The organism is Mesorhizobium sp. M1403 (assembly GCF_040317695.1).
Lineage (GTDB): Bacteria > Pseudomonadota > Alphaproteobacteria > Rhizobiales > Rhizobiaceae > Mesorhizobium.
In genome coordinates this window covers 131,325-150,568 of the sequence record NZ_JAMYKY010000006.1, presented here as the reverse complement: position 1 = coordinate 150,568, position 19,244 = coordinate 131,325, and the positions used below count along the sequence as shown (strand labels likewise).

Annotated in this window: 18 protein-coding genes; 14 read left to right on the top strand and 4 right to left on the bottom strand. The window is 62.8% G+C overall.

Translation table 11 applies throughout. The annotated features are described in order from the left end of the window. Positions 1-29 precede the first annotated feature (29 nt). Both NKH01_RS13670 and NKH01_RS13665 read left to right on the top strand, forming a co-directional pair. A complete protein-coding gene (locus NKH01_RS13670) occupies positions 30-812 on the top strand; it encodes a phosphoadenylyl-sulfate reductase (protein WP_353020515.1) in 783 nt (260 codons plus the stop codon). A gap of 362 nt (positions 813-1,174) precedes the next feature. Then, positions 1,175-4,423 (top strand): AfsR/SARP family transcriptional regulator, encoded by a 3,249-nt coding sequence (locus tag NKH01_RS13665; RefSeq protein ID WP_353020513.1) that lies wholly within the window; start codon positions 1,175-1,177, stop codon positions 4,421-4,423. Between the two features lie 52 nt (positions 4,424-4,475). On the opposite strand, the gene NKH01_RS13660 is transcribed toward NKH01_RS13665, so the two are convergent. Then, a complete protein-coding gene (locus NKH01_RS13660) occupies positions 4,476-5,573 on the bottom strand; it encodes a lactonase family protein (RefSeq protein WP_353020510.1) in 1,098 nt (365 codons plus the stop codon). Positions 5,574-5,762: 189 nt separating this feature from the next. Here NKH01_RS13660 and NKH01_RS13655 point away from each other — a divergent pair, with 189 nt between their 5' ends. Genes NKH01_RS13655 through NKH01_RS13645 form a run of 3 tightly spaced genes read left to right on the top strand, consistent with a single transcriptional unit; the run spans position 5,763 to position 8,641 of the window. Beyond that, positions 5,763-6,314: a MaoC family dehydratase gene (locus tag NKH01_RS13655; protein ID WP_352590334.1), complete on the top strand. Its 552-nt coding sequence runs from the start codon at positions 5,763-5,765 to the stop codon at positions 6,312-6,314. 3 nt (positions 6,315-6,317) lie between these two features. Further along, the gene (locus NKH01_RS13650; protein WP_352590337.1) at positions 6,318-7,478 is read left to right on the top strand and encodes a CaiB/BaiF CoA transferase family protein; all 1,161 of its coding nucleotides are present in this window, start codon (positions 6,318-6,320) and stop codon (positions 7,476-7,478) included. Positions 7,479-7,498: 20 nt separating this feature from the next. Further along, positions 7,499-8,641, top strand: coding sequence for an extracellular solute-binding protein (locus NKH01_RS13645; protein ID WP_353020649.1), 1,143 nt, complete (start codon positions 7,499-7,501; stop codon positions 8,639-8,641). Between the two features lie 218 nt (positions 8,642-8,859). Here NKH01_RS13645 and NKH01_RS13640 read toward each other — a convergent pair whose 3' ends face one another. Next, positions 8,860-9,696 carry an amidohydrolase family protein gene (locus NKH01_RS13640; protein ID WP_352482773.1) on the bottom strand — a complete coding sequence of 279 codons (837 nt, stop codon included), beginning with the start codon at positions 9,694-9,696 and terminating at the stop codon, positions 8,860-8,862. A gap of 67 nt (positions 9,697-9,763) precedes the next feature. Then, complete coding sequence (locus tag NKH01_RS13635; protein ID WP_352482774.1) at positions 9,764-10,552, bottom strand: IclR family transcriptional regulator; 789 nt, start codon at positions 10,550-10,552, stop codon at positions 9,764-9,766. A gap of 158 nt (positions 10,553-10,710) precedes the next feature. Here NKH01_RS13635 and NKH01_RS13630 point away from each other — a divergent pair, with 158 nt between their 5' ends. From NKH01_RS13630 to NKH01_RS13590, 9 genes are all read left to right on the top strand, one after another. Continuing rightward, entirely contained in the window at positions 10,711-12,030 is a 1,320-nt protein-coding gene (locus NKH01_RS13630) for a type 2 periplasmic-binding domain-containing protein (RefSeq protein WP_352715849.1), read from the top strand. A gap of 142 nt (positions 12,031-12,172) precedes the next feature. Then, positions 12,173-13,069, top strand: a complete 897-nt coding sequence (locus NKH01_RS13625) for a carbohydrate ABC transporter permease (protein ID WP_353020505.1) — start codon at positions 12,173-12,175, stop codon at positions 13,067-13,069. A 2-nt stretch (positions 13,070-13,071) separates the two neighbouring features. Continuing rightward, the gene (locus NKH01_RS13620; protein ID WP_023716656.1) at positions 13,072-13,938 is read left to right on the top strand and encodes a carbohydrate ABC transporter permease; all 867 of its coding nucleotides are present in this window, start codon (positions 13,072-13,074) and stop codon (positions 13,936-13,938) included. A 1-nt stretch (position 13,939) separates the two neighbouring features. After that, positions 13,940-15,037 carry an ABC transporter ATP-binding protein gene (locus NKH01_RS13615; RefSeq protein WP_023716655.1) on the top strand — a complete coding sequence of 366 codons (1,098 nt, stop codon included), beginning with the start codon at positions 13,940-13,942 and terminating at the stop codon, positions 15,035-15,037. A gap of 4 nt (positions 15,038-15,041) precedes the next feature. After that, the gene (locus NKH01_RS13610; protein ID WP_353020503.1) at positions 15,042-16,154 is read left to right on the top strand and encodes a mandelate racemase/muconate lactonizing enzyme family protein; all 1,113 of its coding nucleotides are present in this window, start codon (positions 15,042-15,044) and stop codon (positions 16,152-16,154) included. A 9-nt stretch (positions 16,155-16,163) separates the two neighbouring features. Further along, positions 16,164-16,493: an L-rhamnose mutarotase gene (locus NKH01_RS13605; protein ID WP_352590351.1), complete on the top strand. Its 330-nt coding sequence runs from the start codon at positions 16,164-16,166 to the stop codon at positions 16,491-16,493. Beyond that, positions 16,486-17,562, top strand: coding sequence for a Gfo/Idh/MocA family protein (locus NKH01_RS13600; protein WP_353020501.1), 1,077 nt, complete (start codon positions 16,486-16,488; stop codon positions 17,560-17,562). Before NKH01_RS13605 ends, NKH01_RS13600 begins: the two co-directional genes overlap by 8 nt. A 1-nt stretch (position 17,563) precedes the next feature. Further along, the gene (locus tag NKH01_RS13595; RefSeq protein WP_353020500.1) at positions 17,564-18,043 is read left to right on the top strand and encodes a MaoC/PaaZ C-terminal domain-containing protein; all 480 of its coding nucleotides are present in this window, start codon (positions 17,564-17,566) and stop codon (positions 18,041-18,043) included. After that, complete coding sequence (locus tag NKH01_RS13590) at positions 18,027-18,296, top strand: hypothetical protein (RefSeq protein WP_353020499.1); 270 nt, start codon at positions 18,027-18,029, stop codon at positions 18,294-18,296. The genes NKH01_RS13595 and NKH01_RS13590 overlap by 17 nt, the downstream gene beginning before the upstream one ends. Here the strand turns inward: NKH01_RS13590 and NKH01_RS13585 are convergent. Continuing rightward, on the bottom strand, positions 18,283-19,239 hold the full coding sequence (locus tag NKH01_RS13585; RefSeq protein ID WP_353020498.1) for a C-terminal binding protein: 957 nt from the start codon (positions 19,237-19,239) through the stop codon (positions 18,283-18,285). The genes NKH01_RS13590 and NKH01_RS13585 overlap by 14 nt on opposite strands. Positions 19,240-19,244 lie beyond the last annotated feature (5 nt).

Here is a 19,244-nt window from a genome sequence, read left to right as displayed (position 1 = left end):
CGTGTCACGCCAAACCGGGCCGAATTGCCATGCATGAAGGCGTCATCGCGGAGCTGAACCATCTCGACGGGCCCGAGCTGCTGGCGCCGCTCGTCACCGACTTGTTCCGCGGAAACGTAGCGCTCGTCTCCTCATTTGGCGCGGAATCTGCGGTGTTGCTGCACATGGCCGCGTCGATCGACCGATCCCTCCCCATCATCACGCTCGATACCGGAAAGCTGTTTGCGGAAACGGTCGCCTATGGCACACAATTGACGGCCTTGCTCGGCCTCACAGATGTGCGCATCGTCACGCCCCAGGCAAACGTCCTGCGGGCGCTCGACGGCGCTGGATCGCTGCACCGCAGCGATCCGGACCGGTGCTGCCACATTCGCAAGGTGTTGCCGCTCGAGAAGGCCCTGAGCGGTTTCAGGGCCTGGATTTCCGGCCGCAAGCGATATCATGGTGGAGTTCGCACGGATGTCGCGACGCTGGAAGAAACTGACGGACGCCTGAAGATCGAGCCGCTTGCCCGCTTCACCCGCCAGCAGATCGAGGTCTATCTCGACCATCATCGCCTTCCCCGGCATCGCTCGTTGAAAAAGGCTATTTCTCGATTGGCTGTGCGCCCTGCACAGTCGCGTGCGGCAGCGCGGACAATCCGCGCGCGGGCCGCTGGAGCGGATTGTCGAAAACAGAGTGCGGGATACACCGGTCACCCATTGCCTTGCACAGTCCGGTCCCGTCCGCTTCATGATTTCCGGTTGCGTAAGGCACCGAGGACCCGGGCGCCCAACAAGCCCTTAAAAACTAGGCAAGCTCGCGAAAACTAGGAGATCAATCGCCGAGAAACTAGGTGACCGTACCGATGTGCGCGAATGCCACTGCGCACAGGATGAGCTCGTGAGTTTGGAAAGGACTGTCAGTCAGTCCATGAGCTTGCCAATCGGAGGGAATACCAATGATCAGATCTTCTACCGGATTTGGAGCCGACGGTCGAAGACGGAATGCGAGGTTCACCCGCCGTCCATTGCCCAATTTCAGGTTGCGCAACCATCGAGATCCGCCCCTCACGCTTCATCTGCGAAGCCACTACGAATTGTCGCATGATTACGCTACGCTAACGTCAATCGGGTCGCCGGGACGGTCATGGCAGCACGACCGACGCTCGATAATTGGTCGAGCGGGAGCCCCCATGGCCGCCTTGGACGCCGTTGAAGCCGACGCGAGCCGCCCGCTCTCGGGCACAGGCCGGATCGCCAAGCTGGCGGCGCCGCGCAGCGCCAGGATATTGAGGCGGAACCGCGTTCTCGAAGCGATCGATCGGGTGTCGCGGTCAAGCGTATGCTGGGTGGCGGCGCCGGCCGGCTATGGCAAGACGACGGCGGTCATCGATTACCTCGAAAGCGTCGAGGCGCCGCACATATGGTACCGCGTCGACGAGGGCGACCAGGATATCGCGCGGTTCTTTCAATATCTGGCGCAGTCGCTGGACCCAGCCTCGGCTGGAGACATGCCGGTCTTCGGCGTCGAATATGCCGAGCAGCCGAAGGAGTTCGCCAGGCGCTTCTCCAGAGTCTACTTCGCTCGGCTAAAGCCCGGCACAATTCTGGTGCTCGATGATTTGCACGACGCCGATACCGCAGAATTCCGGGCGGTGCTTTCCGAGATGTTCCGTGAAATCCCTGACACGGTCCGCTGCATCTGTGTCTCGCGCACGTTACCCCAGGAGGAATTGCGCGACCTCATTCTCAAGGGCCAAATGGCTGTCATCGACCGCTACGCGCTCGAATTCTCGACCGCGGAAGCGCGCGAACTCGTCCAACTGCGTTCGAACGATGCCGCTCCGGTCGATGTCGAGGCGGCACGCGGTTGGGCGGTCGGGCTCGTCCTGCTCGCGGATCAAGGTGCGAAAGCCGGACTGGACGGCATAAGCGAGACGGTCCTCGGCGGGCAGAATGCGCTGCCGGACGTTCTCGGCCGTCATTTCTTCCTTTCCCTTCCCGCCGCCGACCAGGACATGCTGCTGAAACTCAATCTGCTGCCCGAAATCAGCGCCGGGTTGGCTGACGAGATGATCGGGTCGGGCGAAGCAGGAAAGCTGCTCGACAGGCATTACAGGCGACAGTTTCTGGTCACGCGCTCGGAAAACAGCCGCGATATCTTTCACCTTCATGACCTCTTGCGCGACTTCCTCGACCGGCGTTTCGCACAACAAGTTGCCAGGGAGGAGCAGCAATCGCTCCGGCGAAAGGCGGCGAAGGTCCTTGCGGAGGCCGGCCGTCATGACGAAGCCATCCACCTCGCCTTACAGGCCGACGACTGGGACCAAGCGAGCGAGCTGCTGCTGAGCCGCGCGGAGGCCTTGCTGGCGCAAGGGAGCCGCGCGACCTTCATCGAATGGTGCGGCCGATTGCCGGAAACCGTCATGAATGGCTGGCATTTCTATTGGCTGGGCGTGGCCCACATGCCCGACGACGCTGCAGCGGAGCGTTGGCTGTCGAAGGCATGGCAAGCCTTTTGCGAGGCCGACGATCTGCGCGGCCTGTGCCTCACGGTGTCGCGGGCGGTCTTGGTCAAAACGGCCAGTTGGCGCACCTACGAAGGTCTGTCCATGTGGACGCGACGGGCGTTCGAGCTGATCGAACGCGGGCTTCCGGAACTACCTTCCGAGGAAGCGATGCTGGTACGCATTGGCATGATGCGGGCGCTGAACTTCGGCGACGACTACTACCGCAGCAGCCCCGCCGGACAGGCACTCGAAACCGAACTCCTGGAGCGGTTGACGCGGAATCCCGAGCACGATCCGAGCGGATTGCGGCTGCTTGCCAGCGAAACGCTGATCGATCTTTCGGCATCGACCATGCGCGCCGATCTGTTCGCCAAGGCCGTCGACAGCGTCGTTGACGATTTGAGTGACAAGAGCGTGCTGCCTTGGATTCTCGGCATGTGGCTGGTCGCCTTTGGTGCGGAAAGTGGACGTTATTTTCCCTACAAGAGAAGGGATTTTCCCTATCCGTCGGCCGAAGCCGCGTTGCGGGCGGCGATCGCGATTGGCGAGCGCGAGTCGCTAAAGGGCGTTGAGTTCGGGGGGCTCTACCATTTGCAAATGCAGATGAAGGTCCGCAACGATTTTGCCGAGTTCCACCAAGTGGTCGAGCGCTTGGCCGAAATCGCCGACAGCCGTTTCACCACACAGGTTGCCGTCGTCGCCGATTGCCACGCCGCGCTCCATGCCAGGCAAAGCGATTTCGCGGCCGCCTACCAGGATTGCGAGCACTTCATGGCGGCCATCGAGGCGGCCAACGAGCCGATGATCGAGCGCTGGCCGCACTACATCACGCAGTTCCAGGTGCTGCTGGCGGATAGGAGGCCGCACGAAGCCGCCGCGCTTCTCAGCGATCTGCTGCCGCGGCTGGACGGCGGCGCCCACAAGCGAACCGAGATATGCATTCTGGCAGCGGCCGCGTTGGAGAGCCTGTGGAACGAGGATCCGCACTATGGCGACCGGCTGAAGGCGTTCGTGGAAGGCCTACGCGACATCAGCTGGCCAATGGTGCTGCTCAACGTTCCGGAGTTGCTCGCCGAACTGCTTGGCGACGCGCTTGAGCGCGGCATCGAGCCCGAGTTCTGCCGGTCGTTGATCCGCGAACGCCGGCTCGAGCCGTCGCCCCGGCGGCCTGCCGCCTGGCCATGGCCGCTCAGGGTCCACGTTCTCGGAGGCTTTCGGCTCGAACTCGATGCAAACCCTCTCCCTCTCGGCGCGAAGCCGCCGACGAAGGCCCTCGACATCCTGCGGGTGCTGGCGATCTCAAAGGAAAATACCTGCTCGCTGGAGACCATTCAGGACTGCCTCTGGCCCAACCTCGATGGCGACCAGGCGCGGGCGGCGTGCGACCAGGCGCTTCATCGGCTGCGCAAGCTGCTGGGACGGACTGACCTCATCGTCCAGCGCGAAGGCAAGCTTCGCCTTGCATCGGACAAGGTCTGGGTCGACCTCGCCGACTGGGAAGCACGGTTCAGGACTGTCGCAGCGATCAATGGGGAAGGATTGCGGCCTGACGCGGAGGCGCTCTTCCATGCATTCCCCGGTCCGTTGTTGTTGCATGAGCGAACCACTTCATGGTCGCTCCCCGCTTGCGAGCGCGTGCGTCGCGAACTGATCGATCTCGGGCTGCGGCTCGGCAAGCGGCTGGAGGCGGCCGACCGGGCCGACAAAGCACGGGCGATATATCTAGGGGTATTGGACTTCTATCCGGATGCCGGACCGATCTGCAAGGCGCTGATAAAGGAGCAACTGTCCCGCAATGATTTCGAAGGCGCAGTTGACGAATATGGGCGCTACGAGCGCGCATTGCGTGCTGCCGGTGATGTAGCAGCCGCAGACATACGCGCGCTGGTGGCTCCCTATCTCGCGCGACAGGCGTTCCGACACCCGTATTGAAACGGGGCGTTCTTATGGCCATGGTGCCGGCGGAATTTCCACCCGCCAGCGCTCAACGCACGATCCTCACGCACATCGGCGTGCCGATGCCGATGGATCGGCCGGTGTCGGTCAGCCGGCCGGTTGCGGCATCACGGGCGAAAATCGAGATGCGGTCGGCATTCTGGTTGGCCGAGAACAGATGGCCGCCCGAGGGCGTCAGTGCCAGATTGCGCGGCGTGGCGCCGCCGCAAGGCGTATAGTCGACAAGGGCAAGCCTGCCGGTTTGCTGGTCGATCGAAAACACCACGATGCTGTCATGACCGCGGTTGGAGCCATAGAGGAAGCGGCCGTCGGGCGAGATCTGGATATCGGCGCAGTGATTGACCTCCCGCGCCTCGGCCGGCACAGCCGGCTTGCTGTCGACCACTGTAAGCTTGCCTGATGCTTCGTCCAGCGCCAGCAAGACGACCGTCGAATCCAGTTCGTTCATGACGAACACGAAGCGGCCGCCCGGATGCAGCGCGAGATGGCGCGGACCTGCGCCGGGCGCAAGCGCCGACTCGGCCAGTTTGGTCAGGCTGCCGTCTGAGCCGATGCGGTAGGACACCAGCCGGTCGATGCCGAGGTCGGCGACGATCGCAACACCGCCGGCAATCGTCTCGGTTACGCTATGGGCATGCGGCCGCTCCTGGCGTGCGAGGTCTGGTCCGGTCCCGCTATGGGCGACGCTCGACAATGGCGCGGTCAGGCCGCCATCGTCGCGCAGTCCGAAGACCACGACCGAGCGATCGGGGCCACCCTCGCCCATGCCGTAATTGGCGACCAATAACTTCGTCCGGTCGCGCGTGATGGTGTTGTGCGCCGTTATGCTGCCCAGCGTCGGCTGCTTATTGATGTAGGACAGCGTGGCGGCCTGCCTGTCGAAACGGTAGGCCGAGACCACGCCTTCGCGCCAGGTGAACACTTCGGAATTGGCGTAGATGTAGGAGCCATCCGGCGTCACCGACAGGAAGGTCGGATTGTCGATGCCTCCCGTCTCGGCCAGTTTCTTCGTCTCCAGCGTCCCCTCGTCGAAATTATAGACGCCCAGCCCGACACCGCGCGCGCCCTGAAAATATGGGGCGTCGCGGTTGAGGCTGCCGACGAAAACCAGACAGGCATTCTGCATCATTTCCTCCTGTTCCGCCGGCGTTGGCCGCCGCGGATCGCAGCAAAATTTCGCCGAGACTCGCTTGCAACACAACCCCATATGTGAAAATACTATTCACAAAAGAAGATTGACGGGAGGATCGATCATGCATTTCGCTGGTCTGCGGCGCGCCCTGATGGACGATTCCCGCTGCCCGGGAAAGTCGTCATGAGCGGTTTCGCGCCAACCGTGGGCGTGGCATCGACACACCCCGCCAACATGCCGAAGGAACACGCCGACCTTCCCGTCTGGAACGCGGAGAACTGGTTCTACGAAGACTGGCCGGTCGGCCAGAAGATCCGTTCGCTGCGCCGGACCATTGCCGAGGGCGACAGCCATCTCTTCAATACGCTGGTGCTCGACATCCATCCATACGTGCAGGACCAGATGTTCGCCGAAACGGAAGGCATCTTCGGCAAGCGGCTGGTCGCCGGCGCCTTCGTGTTCTCGGCCGGGCTCGGGCTCGTCGCCACCAATTGCATCAACGCCTTTTCGTATGGCTACGACAAATTGCGCTTCATCAAGCCGGTGTTCATCGGCGACACGATTTATTCGATCCGCTCCAACCTCGACAAGAAGCCGAAATACAAGGAAATGGGGCTGATCCGCGCCAGCTATGAAGTCTTCAAGGGCGAAGGCGAGCTCGTGCTTTATTGCGAGCACCTGCAGACGGTGAAGTACCGCAATCCGGCCGATTTCGCCGGCAAGACGGAGAGATAGGCAATGGCTGCCATTGCCGAACTGCCGCTGACCGGGCTCATCGTCGTCGATATGAGCCAGTTCCTGTCCGGGCCTTACTGTTCACTCAGACTGCTCGACCTCGGCGCCCGCGTCATCAAGATAGAACGGCCGGATGGCGGCGACCTGTCGCGCCGGCTTTATCTCAGCGACACCGAGATCGGTGGCGATTCCACCATTTTTCATGCCATCAACCGCGCCAAGGAAAGCCTTGCCATCGACTTGAAGGACGAGGCCGATCTTGCGGCGCTGCGCGGCCTGCTGGCCAAGGCCGACGTGCTGATCCAGAATTTCAGGCCCGGCGTCATCGAACGCCTGGGCTTCGATTACGAGGCGGTGCGCAAGATTAATCCGCGCCTGGTCTATGCCTCGATCAGCGGCTATGGCGAGGAAGGCCCCTGGGTCAAGCGGCCCGGTCAGGATCTGCTGGCGCAGGCCCGCTCCGGCGTGATGTGGCTGAACGGCGACGAGGACCAGGGGCCGGTGCCCTTCGGGCTGGCCATCGCCGACATGCTGGCCGGCTCCGCCGCCGCGCAAGGCATCCTTGCCGCACTGGTGCGGCGCGGCGTGACCGGCAAGGGCAGCCATGTCGAGACCAGCCTGCTCGAAGCACTGGTCGACTTCCAGTTCGAGGTGCTGACGACGCATCTCAATGACGGACGCCGGCTGCCGCGGCGGTCATCTTTCCGTAGCGCCCATGCCTATCTGTCGGCGCCCTACGGCGTCTATCCGGCCAAGGACGGTTATCTGGCGATCGCCATGACGCCGATATCGAAGCTGGCCGATCTTCTGGGCCTCGAAGAGCTTGCGCCCTACCGCGATCAGCCGTCGACCTGGTTCACCGCCCGCGACGAGATCAAGGCGATCATCGCGCAAAAAATCGCGACCAGGACGGTGGATGAGTGGCTCGGCATCCTCGAGCCCGCCGACATCTGGTGCGCCAAGGTTTTGACCTGGCCGGAAATGATGGCCAGCGAAGGCTTCCAGGTTCTCGACATGCTGCAGACGGTGACGCGCGAGGATGACGTTTCGATCCTCACCACGCGCTCGCCGCTCAGGGTCGACGGCATCCGCGCCAAGGTCGAGCGGGCCGCGCCACGCATCGGCGAGCACAGCGCAAAAATCCGCGAGGAGTTCGGGCTGTGAGCGACGTGACGCTCAAAGGCATGACCTGGAGCCATCCGCGCGGCTATGATCCGATGGTCGCCTGTTCGGCGCTGTGGACGGAACGCACCGGCGTCGCCATCGAATGGGACAAGCGCTCGCTGCAGGATTTCGAATCCTTCCCGGTCGAGGAATTGGCCCGTGCCTATGATCTGATCGTCATCGACCATCCGCATGTCGGCCAGATCACCGCCGAGAATTGTTTGACGCCGCTCGATGCGGCCGGCCGGGACGCCGAACGTGCAGCACTTGCGACGGGCAGCGTCGGCCGGTCCTATCCGAGCTACAACTGGCAAGGCAGGCAGTGGGCGTTTCCGATCGACGCGGCCAGCCAGGTGGAGGCCTGGCGGCCGGACATGCTTTCGGCTGCACCAGCGAACTGGGCCGATGCGCTCGATCTGGCCCGGCAAGGCCACGTGCTGTTGCCGCTCAGGCCGCCGCATGCGCTGATGGTGTTCTACACGCTTGCCGGCAATCTCGGCCGGCCCGCCGGCGAAGGCCCCGGCGACCATGTGGATCCGGCAACGGGCAAGCAGGTTTTCGAGATGATGCGCGAGATCGCGGCCCTCGTCGATCCGGCATGCCTTGGCATGGATCCGATCGCGGTTCTGGAGCAAATGGCCGGATCGGGATCACGGATCGCCTGTGCACCGCAGATCTATGGCTATGTCTCCTATGCCATCGCCGGGTTTCGACCCAACCGCCTGGCTTTCGCGGATATCCCGGCCGCGGGCAATGCCGGCCCCAAAGGCTCGGCGCTCGGCGGGACCGGCATTGCGGTGTCAGCTTTTTCGAAGGCCAGGCAGGCGGCCATCGACTTCGCCTACTGGATCGCCAGCGGTGACGTGCAGCGCGGCCCTTACGCCTCGGCCGGCGGCCAGCCCGGCCATGCGGCAGCCTGGGAGGATGCCGCCGTCAACGCTGCCACCGGCAATTTCTACAAGGACACCCGAGCCACGCTCGAAGGTGCCTGGGTCAGGCCGCGGCACGACGGCTACATGTCCTTCCAGCAGGCGGCGTCAGATCGCATCAATCTCGGCCTGAGCGAAAGGCACAATGCCGCTCGCGTCGTTGCCGATCTCAATCGCCTGTTTCGGGAAAGCCTTTCGACGCAGGTGTCCGGCGTTGCCGGCGGAGGAGCCTGAAAACAACCGAACGGAGGAGAACATGAACAGCCTGATCCGCGGCCTTATGGCCGCAACCGCACTTGCATCGGTCACGACCATAGCCTGCGCACAGGACGTGTCCTGATCGGGCTCGGCTTCCGGCCTTCGACCGTGCAGGCGGCACTTGGCCTGGTCATCGTGCTCCTGGTTTCGCTCTACGGCCGCGAGCGGCACGTGTCGGCGACGATCTGAGCCGCTTACAACCTCCACAGCCGCTTGGCGTTGCCTGACAGCAGTTTTTGCCGCTCATCGGCGCTGGCACCGCTGAGCAGCGCGTGCGTTGCCGCAATCCAGGTCGCAAGCCCGCCGCCGAGCGTGCAGACCGGCCAGTCGCTGCCCCACACGACGCGGTCCCAGCCGAAGCATTCGATCGTGTGCTCGACGTAGGAACGCAGCGTTTCGACAGTCCAGGATCCGGCATCCGCATACGCGACCACACCAGAAATTTTGCCGACGACGTTCGGGCGCCGCGCGATCTCCGCCATATGCTCGCGCCAGGGGTGCTCGGCACCGCCCTTGATGTCGGGCACGCCGCAATGGTCGAGCACGAACTGCACATCCGGCGCGAGATCGGCGAGTGCGATCGCCTTGGGGATCTGGTGCGGCAGAACGACAAGATCGAAGGTCAGGCCGCTGCCGGCTAGCCGCTTGATGTTTTCACGAAACAGCGCGCCCTCCGACAGCTCATCGGGCATGACGTGCAGCACACGGCGAAAGCCCTTGACGAAAGGATCTGCGCGCTGCGTTTCCAAATAAGCGGCAAAGCCGGGCTCCTCCGGACGGCAGGAGGCAATCGCTCCCCTCAGCAAACTGCCCTTTTGCCGCGAGAGCGCTTTGACATGGCCGGTTTCGGCCTCGATATCGGCTGGATCGACATCGACCTCCATATGGAACGCGCCGTCGATGCCTGCGCGACGGGCCTGGACTGCATATTCGTCGTAGGGGAAATCGCGGTTGAGCGCCGGCACGCCGGCCAGCCATGGATAGCGCAGGGCGGACTGGTCGATCAGGTGCAGATGGGTGTCGAAGATCATGGCGGCGCGCTCCTCCTTGGCGACTTCGAGATCATCTCACGGAGAAATTCTTCATTCAAATAAGAATTCATCGCGATTGCTTGACAGTCGATCCCGCCAGTTGCGACAGCTTTTCGGTCGCTGCCAGCAACAGCTCTATGGTCCTGGTGATGTCGGGCGCCTTGGGTGCGTTGACCAGGGTTATGTACGGGATCGACAGTGCGGCGATCGCCTTGCCGTCCGAGCCGAGAACGGGCGTCGACAGGTTGAACACGCCGGCCGTCTGCATCGACGCCATCATCTCGTAGCCGCGTTCACGAATCTGGTCGAGGCGGGCGAAAAACTCTGGCGATTGCGGTGGCTTGTCGGTGCTGCGCAGATGTTCGGAGATCATCATCTGCCGCTCTTCCGACGGGCGGAACGCCAGCAACACATGGCCGGACCCGGTGTCGAACAGGCTGATGTGCGAGCCGACGCGGATAGAGATGCCCCAGTAATCCGGCGCCTCCTGCTGGGCAATAACCACCGCGGAGCCGCGATCGAAGACGACGAGCTGGTTTGCCTGCTGTGAGGTTTCGGCCAGCTCGCGCATCAGCGGCGTCGCATAGGAAACCAGCCGGCGCACCGGCGCGTGCAGCTGCGCCAGGCCAAACAGCTTGAGCGTCAGCGAATAACGGTCGCCATCAGGACGCGTGACGTAGCCGCGCCGCACCAGCCGATCCAGCATGCGATAGAACTCATTCGGGCTGCGGTCGAGTTTCTTGGCGATTTCCGCCTGCGTCAGGCCGCCGTCGACGCCGGCCAGCAGCTCGAGGATGTCGAGCCCCTTGTCCAGCGCCGGGGCTCGATACCGGTCGTCTTCCTCGTCCTCTGCCATTGCGCCTCTCCAGTGAATTTCACTTTTCATATACGCAACAGCCTTGCTTCCGAAAGAACTTTCGGCTTGACGATCCTATAAATGTTTTGTTTGTATATGAATGAAGCTGCCGATCGACCTCGCTACGCGATCGATGCAGGCTCTTTGGGAGGATACCAATGACGAAACTGTTTTGCGGCCTGTCGGCCGGCGTAACGCTACTCGCGTTTGGTGCTAGTGCTGCCCTTGCTGCCGAACTGCCCGGCAAATTCGACGGCGTCACCATCGACGCCAAGCTGATCGGCGGCCAGCAATATGAAGGGCTCTACGCGCGGATCGGCGAATGGGAAAAACTGACCGGCGCCAAGGTCAACGTGATCTCGAAGAAGAACCACTTCGAGCTCGACAAGGAGATCAAGTCGGACATCGCCTCCGGCAGCATCAACTGGTGCGTCGGCTCGAACCACTCGTCCTTCGCGCCGCAATATCCTGATATCTACACCGACCTGAACAAGCTGCTGCCGAAGGAGGAGATCGACGCGTTCGTGCCGTCGACGATCAAGGCCTCGACGCTCGACGGCAAGCTGGTAATGCTGCCGCGCGCGCAGTTCGATGTCTCGGCGCTCTATTACCAGAAGAGCCTCTATCAGGATGAAGCCAAGAAGGCCGCCTACAAGGCCAAGTACGGCAAGGAACTGACACCGCCCGACACCTGGGACGAGGTCGCCCAGCAGGCGGAATTCTTCGCCAGCCCGCCCGATTTCTATGGCACCCAGTTCGCCGGCAAGGAAGAGGCGATCAACGGCCGTTTTTACGAGATGCTCATCGCCGACGGCGGCGAGTACCTCGACAAGGACGGCAGGCCCGCTTTCAACTCGGAGGCCGGCGTGCACGCGCTCGACTGGTTCGTCAATCTCTACAAGGCCAAGGCGGTGCCGGCCGGCACCACCAACTATCTGTGGGACGATCTCGGCCAGGGTTTTGCCTCGGGCACCGTCGCCATCAACCTCGATTGGCCTGGCTGGGCAGGCTTCTTCAACGATCCAAAGTCGTCGAAGGTCGCCGGCAATGTCGGCGTGAAAGTGGCGCCGAAGGGATCGGCCGGCATTCGCACCGGCTGGTCGGGGCACCACGGGTTTTCGGTCACCGAAAACTGCGCCAGCAAGGAAGCGGCCGCTTCGCTGGTCTGGTTCCTGACCAATGAGGACAGCCAGAAGCTCGAGGCGGCAAGCGGACCTCTGCCGACCCGCACGGCGGTGTGGGACTGGGACATCCAGCAGGCGGCAAACGATCCTTACAAGAAGGAAGTGCTGGCGGCTTTCCAGGAAGAGGCAAAGCACGCTTTCGCCGTGCCGCAGACACCTGAATGGATCGAAATCTCCAACGCCGTCTATCCCGAATTGCAGGCCGCCATCCTTGGCGACAAGACCTCCAAGCAGGCGCTGGACGACGCTGCCGCCAAGGCCACCCAGATCCTCGAGGACGCCGGCAAGCTTTGACCATTCTCCCAAGGGGGCGCCGCGCTCATTGAAGAGCGGCGCCCCCGAACTTTTTTCGAACCATGCGCAACCCGCTTTGTCTTGATCCCAGCTCGCCGATGGCGGGCTTCGGTGTCCGGGCACCAACCAGAACCGGATCGCCATGAAAGGCTGGAGACCCTCGCCACCATTGCTGCTCCTGCTGCCGGCGGTGATCGTGCTGGCGGCCGTGGTGGTGGTGCCGTTGCTGCTGTCGCTCTACTCCAGCTTCACGCCGTTCCGGCTGACCAGGCCTGAGACGTTCTGGGTCTTCATCGGCGTCCGCAACTACGTCACCATCCTGACCAGCCGCGATTTCTGGATCGCCTTTGCCCGTACTGTGGTGCTGCTGACGGTGGCGCTCAACCTGGAAATGCTGATCGGGCTCGGGCTGGCCCTGCTGGTGGAAAAAGCCTCGCGCGGCCAGCGGGTCCTGCGCACCATCATGATGTTTCCGATGATGTTTTCGCCGATCCTCGTCGGCTTCCAGTTCAAATTCATGTTCAACGACAATATCGGCCTGGTGAACAACGCCCTGCAGGCGCTCGGCCTGACCGATCGCGCCATCCCGTGGCTGATCGACGGCAATCTCGCCTTCATCGCCATCCTGACCGCCGAGATCTGGTCGTCGACTTCGGTGTTCGCGATCCTCATCCTAGCCGGGCTGCTGGCGATGCCGCGCGAACCGGTCGAGGCGGCCCGCGTCGACGGCTGCACGCCATGGCAGACATTCCGCTATGTCACCTGGCCGTTCATCATGCCGTTTGCCTTCATCGCCATGACCATCCGCTCGCTCGACGTCGCGCGCGCCTACGACATCGTCAAGATCATGACCGACGGCGGCCCTGCCGGCCGCACCGAGCTGGTCTGGACGCTGGTCGCCCGCACCGCCTATGGCGATGCCAGAATGGGCATGGCCAATGCCATGGCCTATTTCTCGATCCTGCTGTCGATCCTGTTCACCGTCTATTTCTACCGCAAGCTCGCCGCGGCGCGCACGCAGATCGCGGCGGAGTGGTGAGGATGGACCAGAACAGCCTGCATCGCGCCGGCAACAAAGCGCTTCGGATTGTCCATGGCATCGGGCTGTTCCTGGCCATGCTGGTCATCTGCCTGCCCGGCATCTGGATCGTGCTGTCGTCGCTGCGGCCGACTGTCGAGATCATGGCCAAGCCGCCGGTGTGGATTCCGCAGCAACTCTCGCTCGATGCCTACGTCGCCATGTTCAGCGGCGTCGGCAAGGGCGGCATTCCGGTGCTCGACTATTTCCGCAATTCGCTGATCATCTCGGTGACCTCGACGCTGATCGCCATCGCCATCGGCATGGCGGGCGGCTATGCCTTTGCGCGCTATCGCTTCCACGCCAAGTCGGCGATGTTTCTCGGCCTGATGCTGACGCGCACGGTGCCCGGCATCGCACTGTCCCTGCCGCTGTTCTTCGTCTTTGCGCGGCTCGGCATCATCGACACGCATTTCGGGCTGATCCTGGTCTATGTCGCGCTCAATGTGCCCTTCACCATCTGGCTGATCGACGGCTTTTTCCGCCAGGTACCGAAAGACCTTGCCGAGGCGGCGCAGATCGACGGCTGCACGCGCTGGCAGGCCTTCTGGCAGGTCGAGTTTCCGCTCGCCGGGCCCGGCATCGCCTCGGCCGGAATCTTTGCCTTCCTCACCTCGTGGAACGAGTTCGCGCTGGCCTCGCAGCTGACACGCTCGATTAACTCCAAGACCCTGCCGGTTGGCCTGCTCGACTATACGGCCGAATTCACCATCGACTGGCGCGGCATGTGCGCGCTCGCCGTGGTCATGGTCATACCGGCGCTCACGCTTACCTTCATCGTCCAGAAACACCTCGTCGGCGGCCTCACTTCCGGCGCGGTGAAAGGCTGACATGGCAACCGTATCGCTCAAGAATCTCACCAAAAGCTACGGCCCGGTGGCGGTGGTGCACGGCATCGATCTCGAGGTCGCCGACCGCGAGTTCATCGCGCTGGTCGGGCCGTCCGGTTGCGGCAAGTCGACAACCCTGCGCATGATCGCCGGCCTCGAGGCGATCAGCGACGGCGTCATCGAGATCGGCGGCCGCATGGTCAACGACCTGCCGCCGCGCTCGCGCAACATCTCGATGGTGTTCCAGTCCTACGCGCTCTATCCGCATATGACGGTGCGCGAAAACCTCGGCTTCTCGCTCAAGATCGCGGGCGCCGCGAAAGAAGAAATGGACCGTCGCGTCGCCGAAGCGTCCGGCATTCTCGGCCTCGACCAATTGCTCGACCGCCGGCCGTCGCAGCTGTCCGGCGGACAGCGCCAGCGCGTGGCCATGGGCCGCGCCATCGTGCGCGATCCCGATGTCTTCCTGTTCGACGAGCCACTTTCCAATCTCGACGCCAAGCTTCGGACGCAGATGCGCACCGAGATCAAGAAGCTGCACGCCAAGGTCAAGTCGACGGTGATCTACGTCACCCATGACCAGGTCGAAGCGATGACATTGGCGGACCGCATCGTCATCATGCGTGACGGTTTTATCGAGCAGGTCGGCACACCCGACGAGGTCTTCCGCCGGCCGCAGACACGCTTCGTCGCGGGCTTCATCGGCTCGCCACCGATGAACCTGCATGAGGCGGTTGTCGACGACGGACAGCTGCTGTTCGCCAGCGGCGAGAAGCTGCCTCTGCCCAGCCAGTTCAAAGCCAATGTCGAAACCGGCGACAAGGTCGTGTTCGGCCTCAGGCCCGACGACATCTATCCGACCGGACACGGCATCAGCTCCGGCGAAGATGTCGACGTCCACCAGGTGGAATTGCCGGTGACCGTCACCGAGCCGCTCGGCAACGAGACGCTGGTGTTCGCCGAATTCAACGGCAGCGACTGGGTATCGCGAATGCTCAATCCAAAGCCGCTCAAAGCCGGCGACCGGGTCAAGATGAGCCTGGACCTATCGCAGGCCCATCTGTTTTCTGCTGAAACGGGCAAGACATTGCGAGGTTAAAATCATGGCAAAGATCGAGAAAGTCGAACTGCGCATGGTCGACCTGGTGCCTAAGGTCAAGCGCACCGATGCCATCCAGAGTTTTGTCTCGCAGGAAACACCGATCGTCACCATTACCGATGCCGACGGCGCGGTTGGCACCGGCTACAGCTACACGATCGGCACCGGCGGCTCGTCGGTGATGCGGCTGCTGGCCGACCACCTTGCGCCGCGGCTGATCGGCCGCGACGCCGACATGATCGAGGCAATCTGGCACGAGCTGGAGTTCGCCACCCATGCCACGACGATCGGCGCGATCACGGCAATCGCGCTGGCGGCCATCGACACTGCCCTTTGGGATCTGCGGGCGAAGAAACAGAGGCTGCCGCTGTGGAAGCTGGCCGGCGGCGCCAAGGACCGCTGCCCGCTTTACACGACCGAAGGCGGCTGGCTGCATATCGAGACCGAGGCGCTGGTCGCGGATGCGCTGGCCGCCAAGGCCAAGGGTTTTCGCGGCTCGAAAGTCAAGATCGGCAAGCCGCACGGTTCCGAGGATCTTGCTCGGCTGACGGCGGTGCGCCGGGCGGTCGGAGACTCCTACGAGATCATGACCGACTGCAACCAGGGCTTTTCGGTCGACGAGGCAATCCGCCGGGCCGAGCGCCTGCGTGAGCTCGACCTCGCCTGGATCGAGGAGCCGCTGCCGGCCGACGACGTTGACGGCCATGTGCGGCTGTCGAATGCCACATCGACGCCGATCGCCATCGGCGAGTCGCTCTATTCGATCCGGCATTTCCGCGAGTATATGCAAAAGGGCGCGTGTTCGATCGTGCAGGTCGATGTCGGCCGCATCGGCGGCATTACGCCGTGGCTGAAGGTCGCGCACGCGGCCGAGGCGTTCGACATCCCCGTCTGCCCGCATTTCCTGATGGAACTGCATGTCAGCCTGACATGCGCCGTTCAGAACGGCAGATATGTCGAGTATATTCCCCAGCTCGACGAGCTGACCGGCAAGAAAATGCGTATCGAGGACGGGCACGCATTGGCGCCGGACGAGCCCGGCATCGGCATCGACTGGGACTGGGATGCGATCAAGGCGAAGAGCATCGCGGAATTCACGAAGACGATAGTGAAATAGGAGGCGGATATGCAGCGAATGGGAATGGTGCTCGGCCTCAAGCCGGAGAAAGTCGCTGAATATGTGCGGCTTCACGCTGCCGTCTGGCCGGACGTCCTCAAGATGATTTCCGCCTGCAACATCAAGAATTATTCGATCTATCTGAGGGAGCCGGAGCACCTTTTGTTCAGCACCTTCGAGTACCACGGCACCGATTTCGCCTCCGACATGGCCAAGATGGCGGCCGATCCCACGACGCAGGAATGGTGGGCGCTCTGCATGCCATGCCAGGAGCCGCTGCCGACCAGCAAGGAGGGCGAGTGGTGGGCGTCGATGGACGAAGTCTTCCATTATGACTGATGACATCTTCGATCCTGCCTCGCTTTCCCAGGCCTGGGCACAGCCGTCAAAGCCCAGGCCGATCGTGATTTTCGGCGCCGGCTCGATCGTCGGCGATGCGCATTTCCCGGCCTACGGGAAAGCCGGTTTCCCGGTTGCCGGGCTTTTCGACCCCGACTTGGCCAAGGCCGAAAAACTGGCGCAGAAATGGGGCGTCACCGCTTACCGGTCGGTCGAGGAAGCTGTGTCGATCAAGGACGCCGTCTTCGATCTGGCGACGCCGCCGGCCTATCATGCCGGCGTGCTCAGGGTGTTGCCCGATGGTGCGGTGGCGCTGATCCAGAAGCCTATGGGCAGCAATCTCAGCGAGGCGACCGACATCCTCGAAATCTGCCGCTCCAAAGACCTCAAGGCCGCGGTGAATTTCCAGCTGCGCTTCGCGCCGATGATGTTGGCGCTCAGGGATGCTATCGCCAAGGGCTGGTTGGGCGACGTGGTCGATTTCGACGCATGGCTGGCGCTGGCGACACCCTGGCAGCTCTGGGAATTCCTGTTGCAGGCGCCGCGCGTCGAGATCGCCATGCATTCGATCCATTATCTCGACCTGATCCGGCAATTGCTCGGCGACCCAAGGGGGGTTCACGCCAAGACACTCGGCCATCCCGGCCATAAGGTTGCGCAAACGCGCACCAGCGCGATCCTCGACTATGGCGACACCGTGCGCTGTGCACTGTCGATCAACCACGATCACAAATTCGGTCGAAAACACCAGGCCTGCGAATTCCGCATCTGCGGCACCGAAGGCGCCGCCTACCTCAAACTGGGCGTCAACCTCGACTATCCGCGCGGCGAGCCGGACATCCTCGAAATCTACCCCAAGGGCGGCACGGACTGGATTGCGGTTCCACTCGTCGGCGCATGGTTTCCGGACGCCTTTGCCGGCCGCATGGCCAATGTCCAGCGCTACGCATCGGGCGAGGACGCCGAGCTTGTCAGTTCCGTCGAGGACGGCTGGAACACCATGGCGCTGGTCGAAGCCGCCTACCAATCGAGCGCGGCGCCGGCAACACCGATATCGGCAAGGCCCTGACATGGAGCAGACTGTCTATTTCGAGGACTACCAGATCGGCTCGTCGCGCACGACCAGCGGGCGCACCATCACCGAAACCGACTTCGTCGTCCATGCCGGCCATACCGGCGATTTCTTTCCCCATCACATGGACGCCGAGTTCATGAAGACGACGCCGTTCGGCCAGCGTATCGCCCACGGCACGCTGGTCTTTTCGGTCGGCGTCGGGCTGACGGCAAGTGTCGTCAACCCGGTCGCCTTTTCCTATGGCTACGACCGGCTGCGCTTCATCAAGCCGGTGTTCATCGGCGATACGATCAGGACCCGCACCACCATCTCGGCCAAGGAAGACGACCCGAAGCGACCCGATTCAGGCCGCGTCGTCGAGCGCTGCGAGGTGATCAACCAGCATGGCAACGTGGTGCTGGTCGCCGACCACATCTACATCGTCGAGCGCCGCGACAAGCCGAGCAGAGCCTCGACGGATGGCGCTGAAACCTAAAAACAAAAAAACCGCCTTACGGCGGGTCCTCGGCGCGAATCAGCACCATACGCAAATTGGTAGCATAGCTGCCGGCACAAAGCAAGAACAAAATGTGGCGCTGTCGGCAAAAACTGCGAATTCACTTCACCCGTTCCCGTCTTATCCGCTTGCCGAGATCGCGCTCAAGGCTGCCTGCCCCGGAACGTTTAAGGTGGAACTGTCGGCAGGCAGCCGATGGTGCCGACATCGGGAATTGGTCATATCCGGTTGACCGGATATACCGGCTTGCCGCCGCGCAGGACCGCTGCGACATCGGCAAACACCTTGTTGCGAACCTCGGCGTAAGACTGGGTCGAGTAGTGCGCCGCGTGTGGACTGACCAGGACGGTGTCCAGCGCCAGCAGCGGATTGTCGGGCGAAGGCGGCTCCCGCTCGAACGTGTCGATGCCGGCGCCTGCCAGATGGCCGCTCCGTATCGCGTCCGCCAATGCGACTTCGTCGACCAGGCCGCCGCGGGACACGTTGATAAGTATCGCCCCTTCCTTCATCCGCGACAGGGCATCCGCCGACATGATGTTTCTGGTCTCGGGTGTCGCCGGAACATGGAGCGAGACGATGTCGGCCCTGGCCAGCAGCTCGTCGAAGCCGACCGGTTCAGCACCGCCGGCCGTGATGCGCTCGACCGGCATATGCGGGTCGTAGGCGATGATATGATAGCCGAAGACCCGCGCCCGCTCGGCAGTCAGCCGTCCGATCTGGCCGAAGCCGATCAGACCTAGAATCTGCCTGTCCGGCCGCGTGATGCCGGCACCGTCGGTCATCGCCGCCCAGCGGCCGGCGCGCACCGCGCTGTCGAACTGCTTCAGCCTGCGCGTCAAGGCCAGGATCAGGGCCATGGCGTGGGTGCTGACTTCCACCAGATTGGCATCCGGCACGTAGGTTACCTGAACACCGGCACGGCTGGCGGCCTCGACGTCGATCGAGTCGAGCCCTACGCCGAACCGCCCGATGACCTTGAGGTTCTTCAGTTCCGCCAGAACGCGAGCCGTGATTGGCTCTCGCAATACCATCAATGCGTCGGCGTCGCGGCAGTGTTCGATCAGGGCATCTTCCGTGAGCAGCGTGTTTTCGACAAACTGGGCGTTCAAGCCGTCGAGGTAGCGCAGCTGCTCTTCCTCGACTGACAATACGCCGTCGGTCTTGATGATCTTCATGCCAA